This window comes from Weissella halotolerans DSM 20190, from assembly GCF_000420365.1.
Lineage (GTDB): Bacteria > Bacillota > Bacilli > Lactobacillales > Lactobacillaceae > Weissella > Weissella halotolerans.
On the sequence record NZ_ATUU01000001.1, the window covers coordinates 340,403 to 366,749 of the forward strand.

Here is a 26,347-nt window from a genome sequence, read left to right on the forward strand (position 1 = left end):
AGGCTAGTTTTTAATCGTCACTCTAAATTATGCTTGCTCACTGTGCTTTTGTTCAGGCCAAGCTGACTTTGAAAGGGCCGGAATAGCGATTGCCCCTATCGTGCCAACGATTGCAGCAAAAAGTGATGTTTTCGTTGCATCATAAGGAAGTCCTAACAGTGCACTTCCTAGATAACCCATCACCTCACCTAGAATGAACATCCACACAAAGACATTAATATATTTCATGCTAGCTCCTTCATTTCTTATGGTTAAACTACCCTTAGTTTAACGCTGACCATCTAAAAAGTCACTGCCTTTTTAACGGCGTTGATAATCCATAATTTGATAAGCGTAATCATTGTGCCGGTCTTTTGAACCATGCGCTAATTCACGGCCTAGCCATTGGGTCTTATCAACTGGCGCCATATGCGTATCCCCATTAAAATCAGTGTCCAAGTAGGTCACATAGAGATGGTCGGCTAAAGGCAGATAGGTTTCATAGATGGCCTTCCCCCCAATCACCGCTAAATCACATCCTAATGCTTGGGCTCGCTTAAGGGCTTCTTCAGGTTGCATAATTCGCTCAAAGCCCGCCGGTAAAGTCAACTGTTCATCATGTGTCAACACTAAATTTAGCCGGTCTGGTAAAGGCCGACCATGTAAACTAGCCATCGTATGGCGCCCCATCACGACAACTTGATGCAGGGTGGCTTTCTTAAAGAAACGCATATCAGTGCTTTGGTGCCAAGGAATGGCTTGTTCTAGAGCAATGGTTCCATTATTAGTTTGTGCCCAAATTAACTTTACTTCTGTCATCTTTTTATCCTTCTACACGTTCTGATAAAGCTTCCCAACGTGCCATTTTAGTCTCTAAATCCTGGTTGGCCTGATCCAAATCAGTTTGTAAGTTGGCTAGGGCTACAAAGTCTGCACTCTGCTCAACCATAGCCTGTTCAATGGTCTGAACCTTTTCCTCTAGCTCAGCAATATCATCTTCAATTGTTTCCCACTCTTTCTTTTCGGCCCAGGTTAATTTTTTCTTGGTCGGTTTTGTCTCTTCAGACGTTGCCTTTCCTGGGGCTGGCTGAGTGAGCTGCTGCTTGTCAGCGGTAGTTACTTGGGTTGACGGCGCACCAAAAGCAGCTAAATAGTCTGAGAATTTACCAATATACCGACTAATTTTACCACTACCCTGTAAAATGACTAAATGATCAGCCACCTGATCCAAAAAGTAGCGATCATGGGATACGGTGATGACGGTCCCCGCAAAGGTTTCCAAGTAATCCTCTAGCACCTCTAAGGTACCAATATCCAGATCATTGGTTGGCTCATCTAGTAACAACACATTTGGCTCTTGCATGAGTAACTTTAATAAATAAAGACGACGCTTTTCACCACCCGATAATTTACTAATTAAGGTGCCATGCATAAAGCTAGGAAACAAAAACTGTTCTAGAAGATCAGATACAGATACCTGATTACCTTCACGATCAGTCACTGTTGTTGCCACATCCGCTAAGTATTCAAATACACGTTTATCCTCTGGAATTGGTTCCGTCATTTGTGTATAGAAGGCTAAACGAACAGTCTCACCAATCTCAACCACACCGGCATCGACTGCCTGTTGGCCGGCTAAAATTCGCAAAAGGGTTGACTTACCACTACCATTTGGCCCGGTAATGCCAATCCGTTGATTTGCTTGAATCAACTCACTAAAATGATCCAAAATAACCTGTTTGCCAAAACTTAGACTAACATCATTCAGCTTAATGACCTTTTTTCCTAACCGTTGCTGGCCCATCGTGACGGTCACATCACTATCTAATTGCAAGGTTCCACGTTCTTTAGCCAATTGCGCAAAGCGATTTTCACGCGCCTTTTGCTTGGTTGACCGCGCCTTAGCACCTGCTTGCATCCAAGCCTTTTCTTGCTTAAACAACTGCTCATGTTTATGATCAGCTACTTTGGCGGCTGCTACGCGTTGTGCTTTGGCAGCCACAAATTGGGCATAATTACCCGTATACTGGTAAAGTTGACCAAATGATAGTTCAAAAATACGATTAGCCACATGATCTAAGAAGTAACGATCATGGGTTACCGTCATCACGGCACCCTGATAATTGGCCAAATACTTTTCTAGCCAGGCAATCGAATCAAAATCTAAGTGGTTAGTTGGTTCATCTAACAAAAGTAAATCCGGTGCTTGAATTAATACTTGAGCCAAGCCCACCCGCTTGCGTTGACCTCCTGACAGTGATTTCACCGGTAAATCAAGGTCTGGTAAGTGTAACTGCGTTAAAATCGCTTTTACCTCTGATTCAGCTAACCAAGCATCCTCACTATCCATTTGGTTTTGCAAGTCCGTATACCGTCTCACTACTTGTTGATCATTTGGCGCCGCCGCATAATCCTTAATAGCGGCTTCATAATCGCGAATCAATTGAAAAATAGGCTGGGCCCCTGCAAAAATTGCATCCATTACCTGCTTATCATCATCCAATTGTGGCTGTTGTTCTAGATAACCAATTCGGTAATCATTGGGCGTTTCAATCGTCCCTTGATCCGCTGGGTTAACGCCTGCTAGTGCATTTAGTAAGGTGGTTTTACCGGAGCCGTTGACACCAATAACGCCAATGCGATCACCAGTCTCAATCAGAAAGGATAACTTATCTAATAAAGTCTTTTCGCCGTAAACACTTTGCAAATCTAGGGCCCGTAATTGTTTTGTCATTAATCCTTCTCTTCTTTAATCAGTTTTTGTGCAGCTACTCCCAAAGAAGCAGCTTGATTGGCTACCTTGCCGGCTACAACTGCCCGTTCAAGTTTACTTAAGACCGTCCCAACAAGTGGCCCTGGCTTTAGTCCAAACTCTCGCATTAAATCACTACCCGTCAAGGCCAGATCGTGGCTTTGCTTAATTGATAGTTGATCATAGCGTGCTTGTAAAGTAGCAACATCAACGACCAGTTCGCTTAGCTTTGCAACCGCTAAAGCCGTGTCGATGGCCTTGCCCGTGATATACAAATCCCAATTACTTACAGGGCCCATCCGCAACTTATTTAATAAGGTAATACTTTTTTGAGCCGTTACAATTAAGTGCCGACTATGTTTCCATCCCTTTAAGAAAACAACCGTATCTTCGGCCGTTAACCCTAATTCAAAGGCCAACAAAGTCCAAGCTTGTTGGTCATTTTGTGGACGAGCCTGTTTGACTAAATCAGCATAACCGAGTAAATCAATATCGGCAACGGTTAAACCTGGCATATAATGATTCAGCTCACCTGCTAATAGTTCAATAAAGCCAAAGTAAGCACCAGGGGCCTCCATCATCTTGGTAAATTCCACGTTTACTCGTTCAATCGCAATCTTATCTAGCAAGGGGGCATTTTCTTTAATGGCAGCTAACGTTGCCGGCTCAATTTTAAAACCAAGTTGGGCAGCGAAGCGCACCGCTCTAATCATACGTAACGCATCTTCAAAAAAGCGGTCTTTAGGTGACCCCACCGCCCGAATAAGACCAGCTTTCAAATCGGTCAAGCCACCAAACAAATCAACGATTTGCCCATCACCATCCATGGCCAAGGCATTAACAGTAAAGTCACGACGCTTTAAATCTTCCTCTAGTGATCGCACAAAGTTAACCTGGTCAGGCCGACGAAAGTCACTATAGCCAGTTTCAGTCCGAAACGTGGTTGTTTCATAGCCCTGTCCATGGTCTAAAATCATCACAGTGCCATGTTCAATCCCTGTATCAACTGTCTTTTTAAAGAGGGCCTTGACCTCAGAAGGATAGGCTGATGTTGCAATATCCACATCATGAATCGGCCTTCCTAGTAAGGTGTCTCGAACAGCCCCACCAACAAAATAAGCCTCGTACCCATGTTCAACTAAGGTCTTTACAATTGGCCGCGCATGCTTAAATTCAGCGGGCATCTCTTCAATTTTCATTTTCACGCCCCCTCTAGCCGCCTGACACAAACTTGATACCATTCATGACAGGTTTTACTTTAACTAACAACTTATAATACTACTAGTTGGTTTTAGTATAACAAAAAAGTAGCCACAATAAAGTAGCTACTTTTAAAATGATACTGGTTTTCTGCTATTGAACAGTCACTGACTTAGCCAGGTTACGTGGATGATCAACATCTAATCCTCGACCAAGTGACGTATAATAAGCCAGCAATTGCGTTGGTACAACCGTCAACAAGGGCGCCAGTAACGGATCGACATCTGGCAAAACGTACCCGTCACCATCAGTTGCCAATGATTTGGTAGCAATCGTAAAGGTGTCAGCCCCGCGTGCCTGCGTTTCTGCAATATTCCCACGTACCAAACCAGCTGTCTTAGGCTGCGTCAATAGAGTGATAACTGGGGTCCCATCTTCAATTAAGGCCAAAGTACCGTGCTTTAACTCCCCCGCAGCAAAGCCCTCTGCCTGAACATAAGAAATTTCTTTCAGCTTTAAGGCTGCCTCTAGCGCAACATCTGCATCAACACCACGCCCAATATAAAAGGCACTTTGACTATTAACCAAAAGCTCTTCAGCAACGCGCTTAAAGGTTAATTTATCATCGACAATGGCTTGAATTTCAATCGCAATCCGCGATAACTCTTTTTCTAGGTCCAAGTCTAGCCGACTAGAAAGAGCATAAGCCAAGATTGCCTCTAGGGTAACCTGTGCTACATAAGCCTTAGTAGAGGCAACAGCAATTTCAGGACCCGCCATCAATGGCAAGGCATAGGTTGCCTCCCGCCACAAGGTTGAATTTGAGACATTAGTCAACGTTAACGACTTAAAGCCAGCACGGTTAATATTTTGCAATACTTCCCGAGAATCGGCTGTTTCACCAGACTGTGAAAGGAAAATAAAGAAAGGTTTTTGTGAAAGCAATGGTTGGTCATAGGCAAATTCAGACGCCACGTGCACTTCAGTAGGCAAGCCCGCCCATTGTTCCAACATTCGAGCGCCAACTAAGCCTGCATGATATGACGTCCCTGCGGCTACAATATAGAGACGGTCAGCCGCTTGAATATCAGCCAAGAGTTGGTCACCCAATAAAATCTTACCCGCATCGTCAAAATACTTATCTAATAAATGGCGAATAACAACTGGCTGTTCATCAATTTCCTTGAGCATGTAATAGTCATATGTGCCTTTATCAGCTTCGGATGCATCAATATCAATATGGAAGGGTTCCCGATGTTCAAGTTTGCCCTGGGCATCGTACAATTTGACTGTGTCAGGCGTAATTTTGGCAACTTCATCATCCAATAATTCGATAAAATCATGGGTTTGATCTAACATCGCAATGGCATCTGATGTTACAACATTAAAGTCCTCACCCAAGCCAATTAACAAGGGGGACTTACGCTTGGCAACATAGAGCGTATCTGGATCCTCAGCATCCATCAACAAGAAGCCAAAGGCAGAATTATCAGCCAAGAGACTGGTCATCTTTCGTAACGCATCAAAGGTCGTTAACCCTTCTGCAACAAACTTTGCAATCAATTGAACTGCCACTTCAGTATCAGTATCTGACACAAAGGGGACATCTTCTAAGTATTGATGTTTCAAGGCTAAATAATTTTCAATAACTCCGTTATGCACTAAATAAAAACGTCCATCGGCACTCACTTGTGGATGTGCATTTTCAACTGAAGGAACACCATGCGTTGCCCAACGGGTATGCGCGATTCCAGATGTTCCTTCAACATCAGATTTAGCGACTAAATTCTCCAATTCAGCCACGCGCCCCTTTTCTTTAACTAGTTGATTTAACTGATCCTTGGTATCAGGCACATAAATACCTGCTGAATCATAACCCCGATACTCGAGTTTTTCCAAACCCTTTAATAATATCGGTGCTGATTGGTAGTTGAGTCCTGTATAGCCAACAATTCCACAATACATAATTGCCTCCTTGGCAGAACATCTGACATGTTCACGTAAAATTCGTATGCATCTATTATGCCTGTTTAAAATGGTATAGTCAAGAAAATATATATTTAAACCTGATGGAAGGCTTTAAAACGCTGCTAAATACGCTTGTTTAAAAAAACGTAAACAAAAAAACTAGACCAAAAATATAATTGGTCTAGTTTAATTATCCTAAAAAATTAGTAACCAGGGACAGTCGTTGACGTCACCTGATTAGACTCCGTGACCGTTCCCGGAACAACGGCCCCAAATTGTCCATCAGTTTGAATATCACTACTTTCACTTGGCAATGGCACACCAGCCTGCAATATTTGCGCTGCTGACACTTCACCACCGTATAAGTTACCCGTGTCCTTTTTGGTCAAATCTAATTGACTACGAATTTTATTCGTAATGCGCTGCTGTTCGCTAGCCGTCACTACCTCAGTCGAACCAGACGTCAGATTATAGCTAGTACCTTGGATGTGGTCCGTCTTTATCGTTCCTAAAGCCCCACCGTAGTTTTTGGCAATGGTCCATAAATCACCGTATTGTAAATCTGTTTGAGCAGATTTAGACATCACATCCAAGAATTTATCGGACAACAAAGTTGCCGGATTAGACTTAACCTTATTTAAAATAGCCTCTAAAACAAGTCGTTGCCGGGCTTGGCGACCATAATCTCCTTGGGGATCATCATAGCGCATCCGTGAAAAAGCAAGCGCCGCCTTTCCATTCATCTTAGAATAAGCATGCGTTACCCCATCTTCACCGGTATACGTATACCGGTAAGAACCCTCAACAAAACTATAAAGGTTACCTGGATCAGCATGCGCCGTATCCGGATTATAAGCAAAAGTCAATGGCGACTTGACTTTAACCCCGCCTACCCGATCAACTACCTTTTCCAAACCACCCATATTTACTAAGGCATAATAATCAATTGGTATGTTTAACCAATCCTGAATCGTTTGAATAGTAGTTGCCGCTGAGCCATCTTCATAGGCTGAATTTAGTTTAGCTGGGAATTTATTTTCAAAGCCAACAGGTGCAACAAGCGTATCCCGTGGGATCGACACTAAGGTTGTCTGCTTTTTTTGTGGATTAATTGTGGCCAACATAATGGAGTCTGTGCGCCCCTTATAATTCCGCCCTAATTCACCAGTATCGGTACCCAAAAGCAAAATAGAAACCGGCTTCCCATCTTTTAATACCTGTGCCACATCGCGGGCCTTGGTCATTTTTGCCGGTTTATAAGTCCGATCAACGGCCTCTTTGGTTGTATGGTAGGCATAGGCGAAGAAGCCAGCAGCTATTAGCCCAATGAAAACTAACCCAGCTATTAGCCAGCGCACCACCCGCCGTTTCCGTGGTTGTCGAGGATGCTTTACTTTAGGCGCAGTATGCGTATGGTTGCGTTGAGCTGCCAAACGTTCACTACGCGTATGTGGTTCATAGTCATCGTTCATAGTTGAAACCTCTTTTACTTTAAAGTCACATTAAGTAACCATTATATCATATCAACTATGATCAACCTTAAATAATAAAAGGGGGGACTGGTTAACCAGTCCCCCCTTTTATTCACTACTATTATTTAAATTGTCAGTAATTCTTTTTCTTTATCAGCAGCAATCGCATCAACCTTTTTAACAGCTGCATCGGTTGCCTTTTGGACATCATTTTCTAGACCACGAGCCTCATCCTCGGATAAGTCATTTTCCTTAAGCGCACGCTTAATACTATCCATGGCTTCGCGACGTACATTACGTACCGCAACTTTAGCTTGTTCTGCATCGGACTTAACTTCCTTGGCCAAATCTTTTCGACTTTCTTCAGTTAAAGCTGGGATAACTAGCCGAATTACTGAACCATCATTAGCTGGCGTCAACCCCAATTCAGAAGCAAAAATTGCCTGTTCAATATTTTTCAATGCTGACCGATCAAAAGGCGTGATTAACAATACCCGTGCTTCTGGTACCGATACTGAAGCCAATTGGTTGAGCGGCGTTGGTGCACCATAATAGTCAACCATCACTCCCCGTAAAATAGAAGGATTCGCAACTCCGGCCCGAATTTCACTTAGTTCACGAGCAAGTGCTTCACCCGCTTTTTGCATATGATCCTTTGCTCGCGTAATTATCTCATGTGCCATTTATTCTGCCTCCACTGTTGTACCAACATCTTCACCTAAGACTACCCGGCGAATGTTACCTGATGTGTTCATGTTAAAAATGACAAGATTGATATCATTATCCATCGCTAAGGTCGATGCAGTTGAATCCATCACCTTCAAATCACGATCAATAATGTCCCTATGTGTCAAGGTCTTAAACATCGTTGCATCAGCATTCTTACGAGGATCGTCAGAATAGACACCATCAACGCCATTTTTAGCCATTAAGATGGCATCAGCATTAATTTCAGCAGCCCGCAATGCAGCAGTCGTATCCGTTGAGAAATATGGAGAACCAGTACCGGCCCCAAAAATTACGATGCGTCCCTTCTCTAGATGCCGAACTGCTTTCCGCCGGACATAGGGTTCAGCGACTTGCCGCATTTCAATAGCCGTTTGGACGCGGGTAGGCACCCCATTTGATTCCAAAGCATCTTGTAGGGCCAAGGCATTCATTGTCGTACCTAACATTCCTACATAGTCAGCCTGGGCACGTTCCATACCCATTTTTGCGCCAGCCTCGCCGCGCCAAAGGTTACCACCACCGACGACGATGGCAATCTCGATTCCTAGCGCATAAACATCCTTGATTTGAGCGGCAATTGCATTCACCGTTGTTGGATCAATCCCAAAACCATTTGAACCAGCCAAAGCTTCTCCAGATAGTTTCAGGAGCACTCGTTTATACTTCACATTTGCCATTTATTTGCCTCTAATCAAGGGAATTAACCCATTTGTGCAGCAACTTCCGCTGCGAAGTCATTGTCAGCCTTTTCGATACCTTCACCAACCTCATAACGTACGAAACGGACAACCTTCGCACCCTTACTGTTAACATAAGCAGCGACGGTTTCTTTACCATCACCCTTAACAAAAGGTTGATCATTCAATGAAATTTCAGCTAAGAACTTGTGCAAACGTCCTTCAACCATCTTTTCCTTGATATTATCGGGCTTTCCAGCCAAATCTTCTGACTTCATTTGAACACTCTTTTCCTGGTCCAAAACATCAGCTGGCACATCTTCTCGTGAAACATACTGAGGGTTAATCGCTGCAATATGCATTGCAACATCCTTAGCAACGTCCTCATCTTGGCCATCCAACAAAGCTAAGGCTGAAATACGACCACCCATGTGTGAGTATGCACCAAAGACTTGATCGGCTGTCTTGTCCATCAATGCAAAGCGACGTAATGTAATTTTCTCACCCGTTACCTGAGTAGTGTGAATAATCAAGTCGTTGAGTGTTTCACCATCAACAGGCAAAGCTAAGGCAGCCTCTACGTCGGCTGGCTTATTTTCAACAATCACTTGTGCAACCTTGTGCAATAGATCATTAAATTCCTTGTTACCGGCCACAAAGTCAGTTTGTGAATTCAATTCAATAATTGCCGCTGTATCACCGTCAACAACGACATAGGTCATACCCTCAGCTGCAACAGCATCAGCCTTTTTAGCAGCCTTAGCCATTCCCTTTTCTCGCAAGACCTCGATAGCCTTATCCATATCACCATCGGTGGCTACTAAGGCCTTCTTAGCATCCATCATTCCAACACCGGTTTTCTCACGTAACTCTTTTACTTGTGCAGCTTTAATTGCCATGATTATGGTCTCCTTATTTTACAAAAATTCATCTCATTTAGTATACATGAAACAGAGCTTATTTTCCAGCTCTTGCCCACTTGGCTAAAAAAAAACAACTGATACCAACATCAGTTGTTTTTAGTCAAACCTACTTGTTGTCGCCTTCAACAATTTCTGTCAAATCTTCAATTGATTCAACTTTTCCTTGTGCATCTTCATTGATGATCACTTCTTCAGCGACATCATCCTCACCTTGCTTACCTTCAATAATGGCATCAGCCATTTTTGACGTAATCAAACGTACGGCACGAATTGCATCATCATTAGATGGAATAATCACATCAATTTGATCAGGATCAGCATTTGTATCAACCATGGCAACGATTGGAATGTTCAACTTACGACCTTCTTCAACCGCCAATTGTTCCTTATGAGGATCCACGATGTACAAAACATCAGGGATACGAGGCATATCAGCGATTCCACCTAAGAACTTTTCCAACTTCTCACGTTCCTTGTTAAGCAAAGAAACTTCCTTCTTTGGCAAAACATCATAAGTGCCATCTTCTGACATAGCCCGTAATTCCTTCAAACGTGCAATTCGCTTTTGAATGGTCTCCCAGTTAGTCAAAGTTCCACCCAACCAACGATGGTTGATAAAGTACATACCCGCACGGGTAGCCTCTTCTTCAATCGTATCTTGAGCTTGCTTCTTAGTACCAACAAAGAGCACAATCGCATCATCAGCGGCTGCGTCACGCATGTAGTTATAAGCCTTGTCGACCAACTTGACCGTCTTTTGCAAATCGATGATGTAAATACCATTACGCTCCGTAAAAATGTATTCCTTCATCTTAGGGTTCCAACGACGAGTTTGGTGACCAAAGTGAACACCAGCCTCTAACAACTGCTTCATTGAGATAACTGCCATGAGTATCTTCCTCCAAATGTTTTTCCACCTAAATTCGCGCTTAACCAAACGACCCTCCCGGGCACCAGTTTCGTTATTGAATTTAGTGCGTATTTTTAGCCCACACGGACTGCTTTAAATTCTACACTAATTAAATAGCCCCTGTCAATTCTAGCGTGACGTAAAATCTTGTACGCCTTGCATCCTTAAATAGTCTTCTTTTTGTGAACGCGTTAACTTCTTAAAGGCCGCCTCTGCTTTTAGGGCCGTCGACTTATCAGTAAAGGCCTGCGCATAGAGTAGTTTTAACGGGCGTCGCCTTTTTGGCCGGGTATATTTGGCCCCTTTACCAGCCTGGTGGGTAGCAAAACGACGTCCAACATCATCCGTAAAACCAGCGTAAAAAGTATTATCTGCCGTCAATAACACATACATATAATACGGTTTTGTCATTTTACTGCCGTCCTTGATAAATATCTAAAATGGCCTGTTGGTACTGGCCATCTTTTTCATGGATGGTCAAAGGGGGTAAGATTCTTGCCCCAGTTGAATCCCCATCCTTGATGGCGTCAATTAAGACCATGTTGGCCTCACTCGCCGGTTTAGGATAGATGAACTGTAATCGTTTAGGATAAAGATGCGCCCGTTGCAAAGCTGCTAAAATTTCAAAAAGACGGTCAGGTCGATGAACCATGTAAAAGTGTCCCTTATTTTTCAAGAGTTTATTAGCAGTTTGGGTAACTAAAGCTAAGTCAGCCTTTAATTCATGACGGGCGATAGCATAATAAGGATTTTCTTTTAAAACTGTCTGTTGTGAATCGATCCGAAAATAAGGCGGATTCGCCACAACCATTTCAGCCTTACCAGGCTGTACGTTTGAAAAAATATTTCGCATATCGTCATTAATGATTGTAATTTTATCGTCCAACTTATTCAGCTTGACGGACCGCGTCGCCATATCTGCTAACCGAGCTTGTATTTCCACCCCGACAATCTGGCCAACTACCTTATGGGCAATGAAAAGCGCGATGGCACCATTACCGGTTCCTAAATCAACCGTTAGTCCCCGCCCCCCTTTACGTGGCTCAATAAAATGGGCCAGCAAAACGGCATCAATTGAAAACGAGAAGACCTCGTTACTTTGGATAATTTTTATTTGATCCCCATACATCGTATTAATCCGTTCACCGGTTTGTAAGGTCACTTGCATCGTCTAATCGTCTCCATCTTTTGGTTTAGTATTGGCAATTTTGAGGCAACATGGGATAATAGATTGTTATCTTTAGGAGGTATTATCGTGTTTTATACTGTTGCCCGTTACGTTGTTAACTTTATTTTTTGGCTCTTTAACGGTCGCTATCATGTCACCGGTCGCCAATTCTTACCCAGTCAAACAAATTATATTTTGGTAGGCCCTCACCGTGCGCTTTGGGACATGATTTACTTTGCTTTAGCCGCCTGGCCTAAAAAGTTTACCTTCATGGCCAAAAAAGAACTATTCAAAAATCCTATTTTACGCTGGATTTTAGTAAATGCCAATGCCTTTTCAGTGGACCGAGAGAATCCAGGTCCATCCGCTATCAAAACGCCTGTTCACCGTTTAAAGGATAGTCATTTAAGTCTAATTATGTTTCCTACTGGTAGTCGTCATTCACAAGAAATGAAAGGCGGTGCCATTATGATCAGTAAATTAGCCCGGGTTCCGCTCGTGCCGGTTATCTATCAAGGACCTGTCACATTAAAAGATTTTTTCAACCCTTTCAAGCGGGGTCAGGTACATATCGCTTTTGGTGAGCCCATTCAATTAGGTAAAAAGCAACGCGTTGATCACGCTACCATGGATATGTTGGACGATCAATTACAAACCGCCTTTACCAAGCTTGACCAGCATGTTAACCCTAACTGGGTTTACGTAGATCCACATCCTGAAAAGGCAAAATAAAAAAGTTCCGACCGCGGTCGGAACTTTTTTTACTTTTTATCTGCTTGAGCAGCCTGAGCTTTCATCTGTGCCATCATTTGATTCAACTTCTTTTGTGATGGCTTTTGTCCCATGGAGGTCATCATTGACCGCATCATCTCTTCACTAATTGGTGGGTTCTTCTTCATATATGACATCATTGACCGACGGGCCAAGAAGAAGCCAGCTACGGCGCCTAAAATAGCAGCCACTAATACTAGGGTGATCCACAATCCTGTACTCATTACGTTATTTTCTCCATTACCATATTTTGTTTTAAAAATGCTATCCTTAGCCGGTGACTAAGAACTTTTAATTATCACGTAAGCCTTTTTCCCGTTGGATTTTACGCACCTTATCCGGAGTTACTTCATTGCCCTCTTTATCAAAGACTTGCATCATCTCTACCTGTGACTGGAAGGCTTTTTTAAAATTAGCCAAGAATTCCTGACGTAATTCAGCCCTTTCCTTTGTTTCGGCTTCAGTCAAACCAGCATCTGACTTCGCTTTAGCCGCTAATTCATTAATCCGTTGACGGACAGCTTGCATATGTGCATTTTCATCCGTCAGTCCCTGGTTAGACCTAGCATCAGCTTGATCGTCATGACTAGCCTGCTCCGTTTTTTCTTTATCTGCCGCACCTTGATAATCATCTACCATTTCTTAGACCTCCTTACCCTTTATGTATTATAACTGCCTGCTGGCATTTAGTTCAAATAATGCTCCTCATTAGCCAATCGACATTCCCTAAGGTAATTGCCTCTCACTATTAAGTCAACACAACACCCTTTTTAGTATAGCATTTTCAGCACCATTTGATTAGTCCTTTAACAAAGCACTGCTGATTTTTTTAGTTCAATTTTATTTTTTCCCAGCTTTACCACTATAAGGGGTTCTAGGGCCACCACTTGCTTAAAGATTAACGTCTGGTCATGATTTCAGTACAAGGATTGGCTTTTGAAACAGGTTTCCTTAAAATAAAGATGAAAGTTAGTTAAATTGGAGAAGAATAATGACCAATAAAAGTACAAAGCAACTCGAAATTTTACGATTTATCTACCGCACGGAACAAAAAAATGGCTATCCGCCAACAGTTCGTGAGATTGGACAAGCCGTCAATCTCTCATCTACCTCCACCGTTCACGGTCATCTAAGCCGGCTACAAAAAAAAGGGTATCTGCACAAGGATCCAGCCAAGCCACGCTCCCTGAGCGTAACCACTAGTGGCCAAGAGGCCTTAGGTCTTAACCAGGCTCCACTTTTGATGCTTAATCCACAAGATGATCTAGCACTTAACCCAAGTGCCGAACCTACCTTTTTACCAGTACCTGAACAACTAATCCCTAAAAACGATCACCTATTCATGTTTCAACAACCTAACGCTAACATGCAGGACAGTGGTATCCTAGCTGGGGATTACCTCATTGTATACCAGCAAGATACCGCTACCAACGGTGACCTCGTTATTGTGCGGCCGCCTGAACAACCAACCCAAGCCCTCCGCTTTTTTCATGAAGCTGATCATATCCGCTTGCAGGCTGAACACGCAGGACAGGCCCCCTTCATTGTTGGTGATATTTCAATCCTAGGCCGGGTCATCGGTCTCTACCGTAATCAACTCTAATTAAAAAGGATCAAACCGCATGCGGTTTGATCCTTTTTAACGAAGTATTAGTCAATATTAACCAATCTTCTTCATTACCCATGAAACGACAATCACAACAATAATTGCACCAATAATTGATGGAATCAAAGCCATGCCTGCCAAATGAGGTCCCCAGTTACCTAAGATAGCCTCACCAACCCATGAACCAGCCAAGCCGGCCAAGATGTTAGCAATCCATCCCATTGATGTCTTGGTGATAGCACCACCAATTGCACCGATAACTGCACCGATAATCAACATCCAAATAGTACCCATAATTCAAGTTACCTCCTATGAATAATTGCATCAAACAATCAGGTTAGTCCTTAACCAACCTCTACTAATAGTATATACAGCTTATTAGCAAATGACAAGTCAAAGTGAAAAAGCCCAATTTAATAGGTCATCAAGGTATAAATATCATAACCTTTCAATCGGTCCCGTCCCTTTAGGGCTGTCAATTCGATAAAGAAGGCAAGGCCAACAACTTCACCCCCCAGCGCTTCCACCAGTTTAATCGTCGCTTCAATTGTACCGCCAGTTGCCAACAGGTCATCGGTAATGACAACTTTATCCCCCGGCTTAATGGCGTCAACATGCATTTCTAGTTGAGCACTTCCATATTCTAACTGATAGGTTTCCGCCAAGGTTTTACGAGGCAATTTACCAGCTTTACGCGCTGGAACTAGGCCTAGACCAAGATTCTCTGCGACTGGGGCTCCCACCAAAAAGCCACGCGACTCAGGCGCCACCACAACCGTCACACCACGTTCTTTAGCAAAGTGTGCGATTTGTTCTGTTGCTTGATGATAGGCTGGACCATTAGCTAAAAGTGGCGTAATGTCACGAAAAATAATGCCCTCTTCCGGAAAGTCTGGTATTGATTCAATATAATCATGCAAATCTAATATCTGCTTTAATTCTCCTGCTTGCTTAGCTTATTCAAGAGTGCTTCTAATTCACCCGTTGAACTATAAATTAATTTAGCTTCTAACTCACGCTGCACCATAAATTGCTTAAACGCTTTGGTCGCTTCCAGGTCGACTGGTGCCGGCGTTGGGTTTGAATTCAAGAAACCATTTTCAATTGTAACAAAATTCACCTCTAAAAACACCTTAAATATGAGCTTTAACATTGAAACATCCATCCCCAAATGAGCAGCCACCATTTTAAACTGCCCCTTCAAATCAACATTTTTAAAGGACTGTACAAAACGATAAACCTTAGCATAATCATTTTTACTTGGGATTTTTTGTAAATAGACGGATGTTGGCGTATAGAAAATAGGTGCTAAGCGCTTTGCCGGCACAACCTGTAACAACGTTTGCAGCTGCCCGATGCTTTCTGGTAGGTCAACCAGCGCTAAAGTCCCTAACTGCGTATAATTATAAGCATCGTCAATCCAAATGGCCTGGCCCTCGGATCCTACTCGATCTTTTAGCTGATTATACAGTCGTTGATTAAAAAAGACATAGCTTGCCGGCTGAGCCAAGCTTTGCTGGGTTAATTTAGATGTCCGCCAATCTAATAGCGTCAATCCCTGTGCTTGACTATCAACCAGGAGTAACTGATAGGTCGTTTGCCCCCGGTAAGTATTAGCACTCATTTTACCAACTACACGTAAATCCGTTAACTGCCCCCGCAAATCATCGTACAAGTCACCTTGTCCAAAGCCAACTACTGGTAAGGTCCCCGTCTGCGTCTGTCCAGTAAAACGTATGTGTTTACCTTCGGTCATCGTTTTGGGATTTAAAACTGCTGACAGTGCCACTTCAAACAGGGGTTCTGGATTGCCTTCGCCAAATGGCGCTAAAGCACGCAAATAACTATAATTTTGTGCATTAAAATCGATTGCCGATAACTGATCAGCAATTTGTAAGGTTGGCTTTTGTGTCAAATCAAGGGCCTGATCTTGAGCTGCGGTTTGCAATGCCTGCCGCAGGCCCTCTAGGTTTTCCTCTGGTAGCGTCATACCAGCCGCACCAGCATGGCCACCCACAGCCGTAAATAACTCTTGATGCTGACGCAGAGCGGCAATCAAATCAAACCCAGCTACTGAGCGTCCTGATCCTTTGGCTTTTCCTTGATCAATATTTAAAACCAAGGTGGGTTTACGATAAGTCTCAACAATATGACTAGCAACAATCCCCAAGACCCCTTCATGCCAACCATGACCAGCTAAGACTAAGACCTGACTTTCTTGCTGGTTGGCTTGTTCCTTGGCAGCTTGCAAAATATCTGCTACTAACGTTTTACGTTCTGTATTCAACGTTTCTACTTGTTCAGCTAAGCTTTGCGCTTCATCTTCATCTTCAGTTAATAAGAGCTGAACCCCCAACATAGGATTTGCTAAGCGCCCAATTGCATTTAATCTAGGTGCCAGGCCAAAGCCAATACTCGTTTCATCTACCTCAGACTGAGAGGTTCCAGCCTGACTTAGTAAGGCTGCGACGCCTGGTCTAGGGGCTGCCCGCATAGCTTCTAACCCAAGCGCAACCAAATCCCGATTCTCATCTACTAAAGGCATCACGTCAGCAACCGCACCTAAGGCAGCTAAATCCAGCACCTCGTCTGCGGGTGCTTCAAGTAAAGCAGAGGCTAATTTAAAGGCAACTCCAGCTCCCGATAAGCCGGTAAAGGGGTATGGACCAGCAGGATTTTGTGGATGCAAAATCGCATAGGCCTCAGGTAATTGGGCAGGTAATGCATGATGATCCGTAATGATTGTATCAATGTGCTGTTCTTTTAACCAAGCGACCTCATCAACCCCAGTAATGCCGTTGTCAACGGTAATCAGTAGTTGCATTCCTTCTGCTGCCAAACGCTGGTAGGCTGCTAAATTAGGTCCGTAGCCTTCCTTTTGCCGATCAGGCACAAAATACTCAACATCCGCTCCCAGCAATTCTAAGGCCCAGGTCATAATTGCAGTACTGGTCATGCCATCCACATCATAATCACCATAGACCACAATGTGCTCATTTTGATCCAAGGCGGTCATAATACGATCGACGGCTGTTTGCATCCCAGTCATCTGGTTTGGATCATGTAGGGCCGCTATACTTGGCTGCAAATAATGCTGTGCAGCCGCCGGCGTTTGATAGCCACGCCTAACAAGGAATTGTGCAACTGCAGTTGGCAGCCCTAAGGCTTCAACTAATTGGGTCACCTGTTTAGAATCGACTGGTGCTTCCTTGGTCCACGTATTGTGTGCCTCAATCATCACCTACCTCCTCTTGCTGTGAGCCGTGCTCATCCGTCCCCATAAAGCGCAGGGGACGTGTATTACTTTGCTTACCAATTGGGATATCAAAGACGTCAAAGTCATTGACGACCCGCGTGTTTTTAAAAATGTGGCGTACTTGATAGGCCAATTCATTTGCTGAACGGCCAGCATACCGAGCTGAGATATGGGTTAAGAACAAACGACCTACATTTGCTGCTGCCGCCACTTCAGCCGCTTGTAAACTAGTAGCATGATAATGATGCCGTGCTTGCTTTCCTTCCCCCTTACCATAGGTTGCCTCATGTACCAGGACGGTAGCATCTTCGGCCAAGGTGACGGCATTGGCCGTCTTACGCGTATCACCTAGGATGGTGATGATACGGCCTGGTTTAGCAGGACCAATGAAATCCTGTCCATTAATCGTTTGTCCGTCGCCCAAAGTAACCGTCTCACCCCGCTTTAATTGCCCATATACCGGTCCAGCTGGAATACCAAGCGCTTTTAAACGCTCAACCTGTAATTCTCCAGCACTGTCCCGTTCGCAAACCCGGTAGCCAAAAGACAAAATCTTATGATCAAGTGGCAGGGCCTGGACTGTAAAGTGTTGATCTTCATACACCATTCCCCCGGCTGGTGGAATCTCGACAAAGTCGAGCGGATAAGTTAGATGCGTCTGAGCAACTTGTAAACTTGTTTCGACAAAGCGACGAATTCCCCGTGGACCATAAATTGTCAGGCGCTCCTCGCCCCCCTGAAATGAACGAGATGATAATAAACCAGGAATTCCATATATATGATCACCATGGAGGTGGGTGACAAAAATTTTGTCAATTTTTCGAGGACGAATTGTTGACATCAACATTTGAATTTGGGCCCCTTCACCAGCATCGAACAACCATACTGAATTGATTTCATCAAGTAAACGTAGGGCAATCCCCGTTACATTACGATAGCGTGCTGGCGAACCTGCCCCGGTCCCTAAAAACTCTAACTGCATGATCAACCACCTTTTTTAAATACAATCTTTAACTATTTACTCCCTAAAAAAGCCGCACTCACTGCGGCTTAAACATCTTCCCTATTTTACCATTTTTTCCTACCTTATCCAGTTAAAAGGTTAGGGTTACCTGAAATGGTTGTTTACCCATTTGCTGACCATTTGACTGATAGGTCCTTGCCAAATCTACTTTTAACGGTTGCAACTGTTGTAAAGACCAGTCAGGAACTAATAAGAGTACATAGGTTTGCTTGGTCTTACCACTTGCTAAGGTCATGGTATGCAAATCTGGATCATTATACAAACCTTTAATTGGCGACATAACCTGACCATTCGGTAACGTAGCAGCGGCAATCCCGTCGGTTTTAATCTTTCTGTCACTGGTATTTTTGATATCGTATACCAGCAATAAGGTATTAAAGTCCTTTGGTAAACTGGCATGTTTGAACATTCCTTTTGCTTGTTCTAAGGCTGCTGTTGTTCGTGCAACATTATGATAATACTGAACACGCTTCAGTTGATAACGTACCTGTCCAGTTTTTACCGTCTGCCCCACCTTGGCTTGACCAATAAGTTCGATACGCTGCCCAGCTGCCTGGTAAGTAAAATCACCTTGGTGCACTAACTTGCCGTCCTCCCGAAAGTGGGTATCCTTTTGTTCATCAATAGGGACCTGGTAAGGACGTTGCAACTTTGCCATCTTTGGTTGGGTATTTGACATTGAAAAAGAATCATCCAACGCACCTTGCTGTCCGGTCTGTTGGCGAATCAAAACTAAGCCGCTAAGGAGCACACCAAAAAAAAGGGCCGTCAATACAAGATAGCGTGTTGGTTCTTTCATTTGTCAATTCCTCCATTTATCGCAATAATAAACCAGCATCAACGACACGATAGCCAAAAACAGGTTGACGGATTCCCTGCCTGGTTACCAAATAAAAGATAGTTTGATCCGAATAAGCGACCAGCATTTCAATAGTTAAGGGAGCTGTAGCTGTATAATTGCAAGACAAGGCCAATTCATAGGCACCTATCGTTTCTAAGTTCGTCAAGGGTTGAATAGTATTTTGGTCGATTTGCATACATAAACACCGGGTCTTAGGCATGCCAACCGTTGCCCTCTTAAAATCCTCAATTTTCATAACAGTACGCTCTCTTTCTTATACTTAATGTACGCATACAACCTTAAATTAAGGAAAAGATAAAAAAACTGGTCCCGACTACTGTCGAGACCAGCCCCTTTTGCATTTAATTTATCAGTACACTAAATACCTAATTAAAGAGTCCCCGCTTAGGTTCAGCTTTACCAGTTATGCTTTCTTGGTAGGCTTGCAAAGCCTTCTTTTGCACCTTATTAAGCTTCTTAGGAACGTCCACATACACAGTCACAATTTGGTCGCCTTGACTACCACCATTCACGCTTGGAGCGCCCTTACCACGAAGGCGGAAGTTAGTTTCACTTTGCGTACCAGCAGGGATCTTCAATTGAACCTCTCCATGCACAGTCTTAACCGTAATCTCACCACCCAAGACAGCAGTTGCATAATCAATTGGAACCCGTGAATAAATGGTGCTACCATCACGTTCGAAGCCATCCTTAGATGGCGATACATAAAACGCTACATAAAGGTCACCAAAAGGACCACCATTAACACCCGGCTCACCTTGGCCGGCTAGGCGCATTTGTTGACCAGTTTCTACACCACCAGGCACTGTCACCTTAAGTTCCTTACGTTCTTGTTGTCCCTGCTCATTTTGGCGCGAATAAGTGATTGTCGTCTCTTTACCGAAGACCGCTTCTTCAAAAGTTAAATTCATCCGATACTGTAAATCACGCCCCTGTCTTGGGCGGTTGGGATCGCTAAACCCCCCACCAAACATTTGTGAAAAAAGATCGCCTAAATCAGAAAAATCACCACTGAACTGGTTGCCTTGACCGAAACCACCAAAACCGCCTTGGCCACCACCAAAACCAGCATCTGCACCTGCCTTACCATACTGATCATACATGGCCCGCTTTTTCTCATCTGACAGGGTATCATAGGCCTCTTGCACTTGCTTGTACTTTTCCTCAGCACCAGGCTCATGATTAATGTCTGGATGATACTTCTTAGACATTTTACGATAAGCTTTTTTAATTTCATCCTGACTAGCCGTCTTTGAAACGCCTAGCACATCATAATATTCATTATTGTCCATGAGGCTTATCCCCCCCCTTTTTTCTTTGATATGTATCATAAGGCAGAGTACAGTGACTCTGCCTTATGCACGAACGCTAACTCAATTACTTGTTAGCTTATTACTTATCATCAGAAACATCCTTGAAGTCGCCATCAACGGTTCCGTCATCAGCCTTGCCTTGTTCCGCAGATCCTGCATCGGCAGCTTGTTGCTGGTAAAGCTTAACCGCTAATTCTTGGGCAACCTTTTCTAAGGCTTCCTTCTTAGTCTTCATATCTTCTAAGTTATCAGCCTCTTTAGCAGCCTTCAGATCGGCAACAGCATCTTCAACCGCCTTCTTTTCATCGGCTGCCACCTTATCACCAACTTCTTCTAATGTCTTTTCAGACGAGAAGATTAACTGGTCAACTTCGTTACGTAAGTCAACTTCTTCCTTACGCTTCTTATCAGCTTCTTCGTTGGCCTTAGCGTCGTTCATCATACGCTCAATCTCTTCATCAGAAAGTGAACCAGAACTTTGGATGGTAATCTTCTGTTCTTTGTTAGTACCCAAATCCTTGGCCGAAACAGAAACAATTCCGTTACGATCAATGTCAAAGGTAACTTCAATTTGTGGTACACCACGAGGAGCAGCAGGAATATCAGTCAACTGGAATTGACCTAATGTCTTGTTATCGGCTGCCATTGGTCGCTCACCTTGAAGAACATGGATATCAACAGCCGGCTGGTTGTCGGCCGCCGTTGAGAAGGTTTGTGACTTAGAAGTAGGAATGGTCGTGTTACGATCAATCAGCTTTGTAAAGACACCACCCATTGTTTCAATACCTAATGAAAGTGGCGTTACATCTAGCAAAACAACGTCCTTAACATCACCAGTCAAAACTCCAGCTTGAACAGCAGCCCCTAGCGCAACCGCTTCATCAGGATTAATGGAATGATCAGGTTCCTTACCAGTCAACTTCTTTACTGATTCTTGGACGGCAGGGATACGCGTTGAACCACCATTCAAAATCACCCGATCGATATCATCCATAGTTAAGCCAGCATCCTTTAAGGCATTCTTAACTGGCTCTTCAGCACGCTTAACCAAATCATCTGTCATTTGGTTAAACTGGCTACGCGTTAAGGTCTTTTGAATGTGCAATGGACCTGCATCAGTTGCTGTAATAAATGGCAAATCAATTTGTGCTTCACTAGCTGAAGATAGTGTTTTCTTAGCCGTCTCAGCAGCATCCTTTAACCGTTGCAAGGCTAACTTATCATTGCGTAAGTCAATTCCATGTTCCTTTTTAAAATCATCAGCTAACCAGTCGATAATCTTTTGGTCAAAATCATCTCCACCAAGATGCGTGTCACCATTTGTTGACAAAACTTCAAAGACACCATCCCCTAATTCAAGGATTGACACATCAAAGGTTCCACCACCAAGGTCATACACCAAGATTTTTTCATCCTTATCATCATTATCTAAACCATAAGCCAATGAAGCAGCCGTTGGCTCGTTGATGATCCGTTCAACCTCTAGGCCAGCAATCTTACCGGCATCCTTAGTAGCTTGCCGCTGTGCATCGTTAAAGTAAGCAGGGACAGTAATAACCGCCTTATCCACTGACTCACCAAGGTAGTCTTCAGCATAGCCCTTTAAGTATTGCAAAATCATTGCAGAAATCTCTTGTGGCGTATACTTCTTACCATCAATGTCCACCTTATAGTTTGCATCACCCATGTGAGACTTGATTGATGATACTGTATTTGGATTGGTAATCGCTTGCCGCTTAGCTGTATCACCAACTTGAGTTTCACCATTTTTAAAAGATACCACTGAAGGGGTTGTACGACCACCATTAGGGTTTGTAATAACCTTAGGGGTATCACCTTCCATAACCGCAACAGCAGAGTTTGTCGTTCCTAAATCAATACCAATTACCTTAGACATTTCTTATACCTCTCATATAGTTATATTTTGAATTTTGCTACGCATTCACTGCTTACTTTAATTATAAACAGCTACCATCGCTGGACGAATTACACGATCAGCCAAACGATAACCCTTTTGCAAAACCTCCGCAATCGTATCCGCCGGATGATCATCGTCAGCCGGCACGGACTGAATAGCTTGGTGCAAATTAGGATCGAACGCTTCGCCAACTTGACCAATTGCCTCGATCTCGTTATCAGCTAGGGCCTGTTTAAGGGTATTAAACACCATTTCAACCCCTGTCTTCAATTGACGAGAGGCATCATCATCAGCAGTTACTTGTAAAGCACGCTCTAAATTGTCTAGCGCTGGTAAAACTGCTCCAGCTAACTTTTGATTAGCAAACTTAACTGCCTGAGCCTGTTCCTTAGCTAAACGTGTCTTCATGTTCTGCATCTCAGCCTGAACTCGTAAATACTTATCCTCAGCGTCATCGAGTTGTTGCTTCAAGTCAGCTACCTGGTCGTCAGGTGTCTGATCAGATATAACTTCCTCATCAACTTCATCCATGACTACATCATTTTCTTGATTCAGGTCTGCAGCATTAACATCACTATCTCGTTCTGCCTTTGATACTGTTTCGTCCCTAGGTTCGCTATTTTCTGCCATGTCGACACCTCTTTTCTTAATAATATCCGACCACTTTATCAGCCAATACACTGGTAAAGGCGTTCACTGTTTTAATTGTTTTTTGGTAGGGCATGCTTGTCGGGCCAAGCAAGGCAACCACCCCACTACCATGGTGTGGAACATGATAGGCTTCTGACAAAAGTGTGTAGCCCTTCAAAAGGGGATTACGATTTTCTTCGCCAATCTGAACAACAATCCCATCATTAGCCGATCCAACAGCCCCACGCATTAAGTGCGGCGAATCAATCATTTGAAAAACTTGCTTAATATCTTGTAAATCCGCAGCCTCGGAAAAATCTAACAAGTTTAAACGGCCACCCGTATAAACATGTTCGTTTACCGAACGTGCTAAGACATCTCCAAATAATTGAAGGAAGGCAACTGGCGTACGAATCACCCGCTCCATCTTCCATGGCAAGTCATCATTGATTGAGACTAATACATCATTAATCGGCTGGTTAACCAGTGTCTGATTAATAAATTGCACCATGCTATCAAGGCTATGTAAGTCCATACCGTCTGGTAGGCGGAAACTCTGACTCGTTACATCTCCATCACTGGTTACAATAATGGCCATTACTTGCTGCCCACCTAGTGCCACAAGCCTAAATCCAGCTAAGCGAGTTTCCAAAGGGGCCGGTTTCAGCCCAATTGCCACATAGCCAGTCACCTTAGCTAACTCATTCACTGCCTGTTGAACCAAGTCATCAACTCGTTGAAAGTTTTGGCTAAAGGCGTGTTGAAGAGCCGCATTCACATCGAATCCTTCATCAGTCACATTCATTAACTCATCAACGTAATATCGGTAACCAACTTGGGAAGGGATGCGACCTGAAGAGGTGTGTTCCTTTTCCAACAGCCCTAAACGTTCAAGCAAAGCCATCTCGTTGCGAACCGTTGCGGAACTAACCTTTAATTGCAGGTCTTGAAGCAAGGTTTTAGACCCTACAGCCCGACCAAACTTTGCATAATCCTGAACGATAGCAGCCAAAATTGCTTGCTGTCTATTTGTTAGCATGTCAACCACCTCTACTAGTTAGCACTCTATGCACTTCCTTGCTAACAGTTATTATGTTACACATTCTCCCAGTGCTTGTCAACCCTTTTAGCACTTTTTATTAAAGAGTGCTAAAAAGGCTGATTAGTATTAACTAATCAGCCTTTTCTTACTTTTGAATACCTGCTTTATCCAACCAGACGGTCTTTCCATTTAAATCAAACGCAACCCAGGTATTACCAAGGGGCGTTGTCCACTCCTGTGTAATGATCACTTTCCGATGATTATATTGATTAGCCATTGCAACTAGCTTTCCTTGATAAGTCCAAGGAAGACTCACAAAAAGGCCGTCTCGCCGGTTGGCTTGTTCAATTGTCGCAGAGTAGTTAACTGTCTTGGGCTTGGTCGTATCAACCACTCCTGCTCGACTATCAAACCAATAAACTTGTCCGTTGAAATTACCAAGATACCAGGTTACACCGTTATACACCGTTGCCTTAGTCACATGAACCGCCTGGTTTGCAGGCGCCTTGTCCTTAACCAAGCCCTTATTTTGGGCACCTTGGATACCATAAGGAGCATTTGCAAACAGGCTATCCTGTGTCCGCGGTTGCAAGAAGACGTACTTATCTGTTACTTGAGTTGGAAAGTCTATTTTACTACCAGCTTGGTTCATCCAAACCTGCTGGTCACCTAATTTAAAGTAAATCCAAGTTGTTCCTAGTAGATCTTTCCATTCTTTGGTGACTTGAACTTGCTTTCCTTGGTAACTCGTTGCTAAGCCAACGTACTTACCATGATAACGCCAAGGTAGGCCAGAAAATAGACCATCTCGGCGATTCGTTTGATTAATCGTCACCGCATAGTTGACGGCCTTGGGCTTGGTCGTATCAACCACCGCTGCTCGACTATCAAACCAATAAGTCTGTCCACTAAAATTACCAAGATACCAGGTTACACCGTTATGCACCGTCTCCTTAGTCACATGAACTGCCTGGCTTGCAGATACCTTATCCTTAATCAAGCCCTTATTTTGGGCACCTTGGATGCCATAAGGGGCACTCGCATATAAGCTATCCTGTGAACGCGGATGCAAGAAGAAAACATACTTATCTATCGTTTGAGTTGGAAAGACAGGCTGAACTGCCTTTATATCCATCCACATATGCTGACCATTTAAATCAAAGCCAACCCACCAAACACCATAACTCGTTAACACTTCCGACTTAACCTGTACTATCTGATTAGCGTAGGTGCTAGCCCTAGTCTTATATTGACCACCCTGTACTCGCCATGGCTGATTAATATAAACACCATTCGTTGTATTTAAAATCTTCGCCTTGTAATTTACACTTTTTGTTTGAACAATCTTGGCATATTGTGTTGGTGGAGTGGAAACCGCGCCGACATAATCAATTGATGCATCAAAGAGCCCTGAAACGCCAGGGAACGTCATGCGACTATTAAACTGCCACATCCCATACTGTGCATTCCATAATGAATTTTTACTAGGCGTATAGGGATACTGGGCCATCCAAATATTTTTGTTTCCATAGTCATTCGTCCGCAACCCCGTCCCCGATACATAGGAAGAATACGTATATAAAAGGTTATGCCGATAACCCTTACTTTGGACTGTTGATCTGAAGGCTTTCGCATGCTCAGTGACATCCCCTTTTTTTGTATAGGTATCCTCTAAGTCATCCGCCATCGGCGTGGTCGTGGCTAACCCCAAATCACGAGCATAGCTAACAAAATATGCAGCTTCCTGGTGAGCTTCCTGGTTATTTGTATACCAACTATAATGATAAGCACCAATCTTTAATCCCGCTGCCCGTGCGTTAGCAATTTGCTGTCTGGCGTAAGGATTACGATAGGTCGTAAACTCCGTTAACTTAACCATGATGGTTTGAACACCATGTTGTTTCATAATCTTAAAATCCTGGACAGAAGGAACCCCATTGTTTGAGGAAATATCCACCACATCAGTTCGCGGAATGCTCGGATCATCAACCCTTAGTGTCGGTACCCCGCTAGCCAAGACAAGGCCCATGCTAAATACCAAGCCCATCCCCATCGTCATTACTCCAATTAATATCTCTTTTAACTTCATATACATCCTGTCTCCCACTGTTAAGCAAAATTCAACTCATTCATTATAACCTATGCAT

The 26,347-nt window shown here is 43.5% G+C and carries 27 protein-coding genes; 2 read left to right on the top strand and 25 right to left on the bottom strand.

Annotated elements, in window-relative coordinates; genetic code table 11:
- Positions 1 to 27 precede the first annotated feature (27 nt).
- The 12 genes from G414_RS0101690 to G414_RS0101745 all read right to left on the bottom strand — a co-directional run bounded on the left by G414_RS0101690 (position 28) and on the right by G414_RS0101745 (position 11,778).
- A complete protein-coding gene (locus G414_RS0101690; protein WP_022791139.1) occupies positions 28 to 228 on the bottom strand; it encodes a YjzD family protein in 201 nt (66 codons plus the stop codon).
- Between the two features lie 72 nt (positions 229 to 300).
- On the bottom strand, positions 301 to 798 hold the full coding sequence (locus G414_RS0101695; RefSeq protein ID WP_022791140.1) for a dihydrofolate reductase: 498 nt from the start codon (positions 796 to 798) through the stop codon (positions 301 to 303).
- A 4-nt stretch (positions 799 to 802) separates the two neighbouring features.
- On the bottom strand, positions 803 to 2,713 hold the full coding sequence (locus G414_RS0101700; RefSeq protein ID WP_022791141.1) for an ABC-F family ATP-binding cassette domain-containing protein: 1,911 nt from the start codon (positions 2,711 to 2,713) through the stop codon (positions 803 to 805).
- Positions 2,713 to 3,930, bottom strand: a complete 1,218-nt coding sequence (locus G414_RS0101705) for a CCA tRNA nucleotidyltransferase (RefSeq protein WP_022791142.1) — start codon at positions 3,928 to 3,930, stop codon at positions 2,713 to 2,715. The genes G414_RS0101700 and G414_RS0101705 overlap by 1 nt, the downstream gene beginning before the upstream one ends.
- Before the next feature lie 154 nt (positions 3,931 to 4,084).
- Positions 4,085 to 5,896 (bottom strand): glutamine--fructose-6-phosphate transaminase (isomerizing), encoded by a 1,812-nt coding sequence (glmS, locus tag G414_RS0101710; RefSeq protein ID WP_022791143.1) that lies wholly within the window; start codon positions 5,894 to 5,896, stop codon positions 4,085 to 4,087.
- Positions 5,897 to 6,102: 206 nt separating this feature from the next.
- A complete protein-coding gene (locus tag G414_RS07095) occupies positions 6,103 to 7,371 on the bottom strand; it encodes an LCP family protein (protein WP_022791144.1) in 1,269 nt (422 codons plus the stop codon).
- 125 nt (positions 7,372 to 7,496) lie between these two features.
- Positions 7,497 to 8,054 (bottom strand): ribosome recycling factor, encoded by a 558-nt coding sequence (frr, locus tag G414_RS0101720; RefSeq protein ID WP_022791145.1) that lies wholly within the window; start codon positions 8,052 to 8,054, stop codon positions 7,497 to 7,499.
- The gene (pyrH, locus tag G414_RS0101725; protein ID WP_022791146.1) at positions 8,055 to 8,777 is read right to left on the bottom strand and encodes a UMP kinase; all 723 of its coding nucleotides are present in this window, start codon (positions 8,775 to 8,777) and stop codon (positions 8,055 to 8,057) included.
- 23 nt (positions 8,778 to 8,800) lie between these two features.
- Complete coding sequence (gene tsf, locus G414_RS0101730; RefSeq protein WP_022791147.1) at positions 8,801 to 9,676, bottom strand: translation elongation factor Ts; 876 nt, start codon at positions 9,674 to 9,676, stop codon at positions 8,801 to 8,803.
- Between the two features lie 130 nt (positions 9,677 to 9,806).
- Positions 9,807 to 10,589, bottom strand: coding sequence for a 30S ribosomal protein S2 (gene rpsB, locus G414_RS0101735; protein ID WP_022791148.1), 783 nt, complete (start codon positions 10,587 to 10,589; stop codon positions 9,807 to 9,809).
- Positions 10,590 to 10,739: 150 nt separating this feature from the next.
- On the bottom strand, positions 10,740 to 11,021 hold the full coding sequence (locus G414_RS0101740; protein WP_022791149.1) for a GIY-YIG nuclease family protein: 282 nt from the start codon (positions 11,019 to 11,021) through the stop codon (positions 10,740 to 10,742).
- Position 11,022: 1 nt separating this feature from the next.
- Complete coding sequence (locus tag G414_RS0101745; RefSeq protein ID WP_022791150.1) at positions 11,023 to 11,778, bottom strand: tRNA1(Val) (adenine(37)-N6)-methyltransferase; 756 nt, start codon at positions 11,776 to 11,778, stop codon at positions 11,023 to 11,025.
- An 87-nt stretch (positions 11,779 to 11,865) separates the two neighbouring features.
- Between G414_RS0101745 and G414_RS0101750 the strand changes: the two genes are divergently transcribed.
- Positions 11,866 to 12,510, top strand: coding sequence for a lysophospholipid acyltransferase family protein (locus G414_RS0101750; protein WP_022791151.1), 645 nt, complete (start codon positions 11,866 to 11,868; stop codon positions 12,508 to 12,510).
- A 29-nt stretch (positions 12,511 to 12,539) separates the two neighbouring features.
- On the opposite strand, the gene G414_RS0101755 is transcribed toward G414_RS0101750, so the two are convergent.
- Together G414_RS0101755 and G414_RS0101760 are read right to left on the bottom strand one after the other, a co-directional pair.
- Entirely contained in the window at positions 12,540 to 12,773 is a 234-nt protein-coding gene (locus G414_RS0101755) for a YneF family protein (protein WP_022791152.1), read from the bottom strand.
- A gap of 67 nt (positions 12,774 to 12,840) precedes the next feature.
- On the bottom strand, positions 12,841 to 13,077 hold the full coding sequence (locus tag G414_RS0101760) for a DUF896 domain-containing protein (protein WP_027694491.1): 237 nt from the start codon (positions 13,075 to 13,077) through the stop codon (positions 12,841 to 12,843).
- 463 nt (positions 13,078 to 13,540) lie between these two features.
- Here G414_RS0101760 and lexA point away from each other — a divergent pair, with 463 nt between their 5' ends.
- Positions 13,541 to 14,152, top strand: a complete 612-nt coding sequence (gene lexA / locus G414_RS0101765; protein ID WP_022791154.1) for a transcriptional repressor LexA — start codon at positions 13,541 to 13,543, stop codon at positions 14,150 to 14,152.
- A gap of 57 nt (positions 14,153 to 14,209) precedes the next feature.
- Here the strand turns inward: lexA and G414_RS0101770 are convergent, their stop codons facing one another.
- From G414_RS0101770 to G414_RS07475, 11 genes are all read right to left on the bottom strand, one after another.
- On the bottom strand, positions 14,210 to 14,449 hold the full coding sequence (locus tag G414_RS0101770; protein ID WP_022791155.1) for a GlsB/YeaQ/YmgE family stress response membrane protein: 240 nt from the start codon (positions 14,447 to 14,449) through the stop codon (positions 14,210 to 14,212).
- Between the two features lie 119 nt (positions 14,450 to 14,568).
- Positions 14,569 to 15,084: an adenine phosphoribosyltransferase gene (locus G414_RS0101775; protein ID WP_027694493.1), complete on the bottom strand. Its 516-nt coding sequence runs from the start codon at positions 15,082 to 15,084 to the stop codon at positions 14,569 to 14,571.
- 5 nt (positions 15,085 to 15,089) lie between these two features.
- Positions 15,090 to 17,393, bottom strand: a complete 2,304-nt coding sequence (gene recJ / locus G414_RS0101780) for a single-stranded-DNA-specific exonuclease RecJ (RefSeq protein ID WP_022791157.1) — start codon at positions 17,391 to 17,393, stop codon at positions 15,090 to 15,092.
- The gene (gene rnz, locus G414_RS0101785; RefSeq protein ID WP_027694494.1) at positions 17,386 to 18,393 is read right to left on the bottom strand and encodes a ribonuclease Z; all 1,008 of its coding nucleotides are present in this window, start codon (positions 18,391 to 18,393) and stop codon (positions 17,386 to 17,388) included. Before rnz ends, recJ begins: the two co-directional genes overlap by 8 nt.
- A 112-nt stretch (positions 18,394 to 18,505) precedes the next feature.
- Complete coding sequence (locus tag G414_RS0101790) at positions 18,506 to 19,234, bottom strand: hypothetical protein (RefSeq protein ID WP_022791159.1); 729 nt, start codon at positions 19,232 to 19,234, stop codon at positions 18,506 to 18,508.
- Positions 19,235 to 19,250: 16 nt separating this feature from the next.
- Positions 19,251 to 19,532: a hypothetical protein gene (locus G414_RS0101795; protein ID WP_022791160.1), complete on the bottom strand. Its 282-nt coding sequence runs from the start codon at positions 19,530 to 19,532 to the stop codon at positions 19,251 to 19,253.
- 130 nt (positions 19,533 to 19,662) lie between these two features.
- The gene (locus tag G414_RS0101800; RefSeq protein ID WP_022791161.1) at positions 19,663 to 20,589 is read right to left on the bottom strand and encodes a DnaJ C-terminal domain-containing protein; all 927 of its coding nucleotides are present in this window, start codon (positions 20,587 to 20,589) and stop codon (positions 19,663 to 19,665) included.
- Between the two features lie 100 nt (positions 20,590 to 20,689).
- Positions 20,690 to 22,507 carry a molecular chaperone DnaK gene (gene dnaK / locus G414_RS0101805; RefSeq protein WP_022791162.1) on the bottom strand — a complete coding sequence of 606 codons (1,818 nt, stop codon included), beginning with the start codon at positions 22,505 to 22,507 and terminating at the stop codon, positions 20,690 to 20,692.
- Between the two features lie 57 nt (positions 22,508 to 22,564).
- Positions 22,565 to 23,158: a nucleotide exchange factor GrpE gene (gene grpE / locus G414_RS0101810; RefSeq protein WP_022791163.1), complete on the bottom strand. Its 594-nt coding sequence runs from the start codon at positions 23,156 to 23,158 to the stop codon at positions 22,565 to 22,567.
- A 16-nt stretch (positions 23,159 to 23,174) separates the two neighbouring features.
- Entirely contained in the window at positions 23,175 to 24,197 is a 1,023-nt protein-coding gene (hrcA, locus tag G414_RS0101815; RefSeq protein ID WP_022791164.1) for a heat-inducible transcriptional repressor HrcA, read from the bottom strand.
- 148 nt (positions 24,198 to 24,345) lie between these two features.
- Positions 24,346 to 26,289 carry a GH25 family lysozyme gene (locus G414_RS07475; RefSeq protein WP_022791165.1) on the bottom strand — a complete coding sequence of 648 codons (1,944 nt, stop codon included), beginning with the start codon at positions 26,287 to 26,289 and terminating at the stop codon, positions 24,346 to 24,348.
- Positions 26,290 to 26,347 lie beyond the last annotated feature (58 nt).

Bases quoted from the DNA above. Each gene is read 5' to 3' on its own strand.
- G414_RS0101690 (WP_022791139.1), bottom strand. From the start codon at position 228: ATGAAATATATTAATGTCTTTGTGTGGATGTTCATTCTAGGTGAGGTG.
- G414_RS0101695 (WP_022791140.1), bottom strand. From the start codon at position 798: ATGACAGAAGTAAAGTTAATTTGGGCACAAACTAATAATGGAACCATT.
- G414_RS0101700 (WP_022791141.1), bottom strand. From the start codon at position 2,713: ATGACAAAACAATTACGGGCCCTAGATTTGCAAAGTGTTTACGGCGAA.
- G414_RS0101705 (WP_022791142.1), bottom strand. From the start codon at position 3,930: ATGAAAATTGAAGAGATGCCCGCTGAATTTAAGCATGCGCGGCCAATT.
- glmS (WP_022791143.1), bottom strand. From the start codon at position 5,896: ATGTATTGTGGAATTGTTGGCTATACAGGACTCAACTACCAATCAGCA.
- G414_RS07095 (WP_022791144.1), bottom strand. From the start codon at position 7,371: ATGAACGATGACTATGAACCACATACGCGTAGTGAACGTTTGGCAGCT.
- frr (WP_022791145.1), bottom strand. From the start codon at position 8,054: ATGGCACATGAGATAATTACGCGAGCAAAGGATCATATGCAAAAAGCG.
- pyrH (WP_022791146.1), bottom strand. From the start codon at position 8,777: ATGGCAAATGTGAAGTATAAACGAGTGCTCCTGAAACTATCTGGAGAA.
- tsf (WP_022791147.1), bottom strand. From the start codon at position 9,676: ATGGCAATTAAAGCTGCACAAGTAAAAGAGTTACGTGAGAAAACCGGT.
- rpsB (WP_022791148.1), bottom strand. From the start codon at position 10,589: ATGGCAGTTATCTCAATGAAGCAGTTGTTAGAGGCTGGTGTTCACTTT.
- G414_RS0101740 (WP_022791149.1), bottom strand. From the start codon at position 11,021: ATGACAAAACCGTATTATATGTATGTGTTATTGACGGCAGATAATACT.
- G414_RS0101745 (WP_022791150.1), bottom strand. From the start codon at position 11,778: ATGCAAGTGACCTTACAAACCGGTGAACGGATTAATACGATGTATGGG.
- G414_RS0101755 (WP_022791152.1), bottom strand. From the start codon at position 12,773: ATGAGTACAGGATTGTGGATCACCCTAGTATTAGTGGCTGCTATTTTA.
- G414_RS0101760 (WP_027694491.1), bottom strand. From the start codon at position 13,077: ATGCAAGCTGTCCGTCAACGGATTAATGAATTAGCGGCTAAAGCGAAG.
- lexA (WP_022791154.1), top strand. From the start codon at position 13,541: ATGACCAATAAAAGTACAAAGCAACTCGAAATTTTACGATTTATCTAC.
- G414_RS0101770 (WP_022791155.1), bottom strand. From the start codon at position 14,449: ATGGGTACTATTTGGATGTTGATTATCGGTGCAGTTATCGGTGCAATT.
- recJ (WP_022791157.1), bottom strand. From the start codon at position 17,393: ATGATTGAGGCACACAATACGTGGACCAAGGAAGCACCAGTCGATTCT.
- rnz (WP_027694494.1), bottom strand. From the start codon at position 18,393: ATGCAGTTAGAGTTTTTAGGGACCGGGGCAGGTTCGCCAGCACGCTAT.
- G414_RS0101790 (WP_022791159.1), bottom strand. From the start codon at position 19,234: ATGAAAGAACCAACACGCTATCTTGTATTGACGGCCCTTTTTTTTGGT.
- G414_RS0101795 (WP_022791160.1), bottom strand. From the start codon at position 19,532: ATGAAAATTGAGGATTTTAAGAGGGCAACGGTTGGCATGCCTAAGACC.
- G414_RS0101800 (WP_022791161.1), bottom strand. From the start codon at position 20,589: ATGGACAATAATGAATATTATGATGTGCTAGGCGTTTCAAAGACGGCT.
- dnaK (WP_022791162.1), bottom strand. From the start codon at position 22,507: ATGTCTAAGGTAATTGGTATTGATTTAGGAACGACAAACTCTGCTGTT.
- grpE (WP_022791163.1), bottom strand. From the start codon at position 23,158: ATGGCAGAAAATAGCGAACCTAGGGACGAAACAGTATCAAAGGCAGAA.
- hrcA (WP_022791164.1), bottom strand. From the start codon at position 24,197: ATGCTAACAAATAGACAGCAAGCAATTTTGGCTGCTATCGTTCAGGAT.
- G414_RS07475 (WP_022791165.1), bottom strand. From the start codon at position 26,289: ATGAAGTTAAAAGAGATATTAATTGGAGTAATGACGATGGGGATGGGC.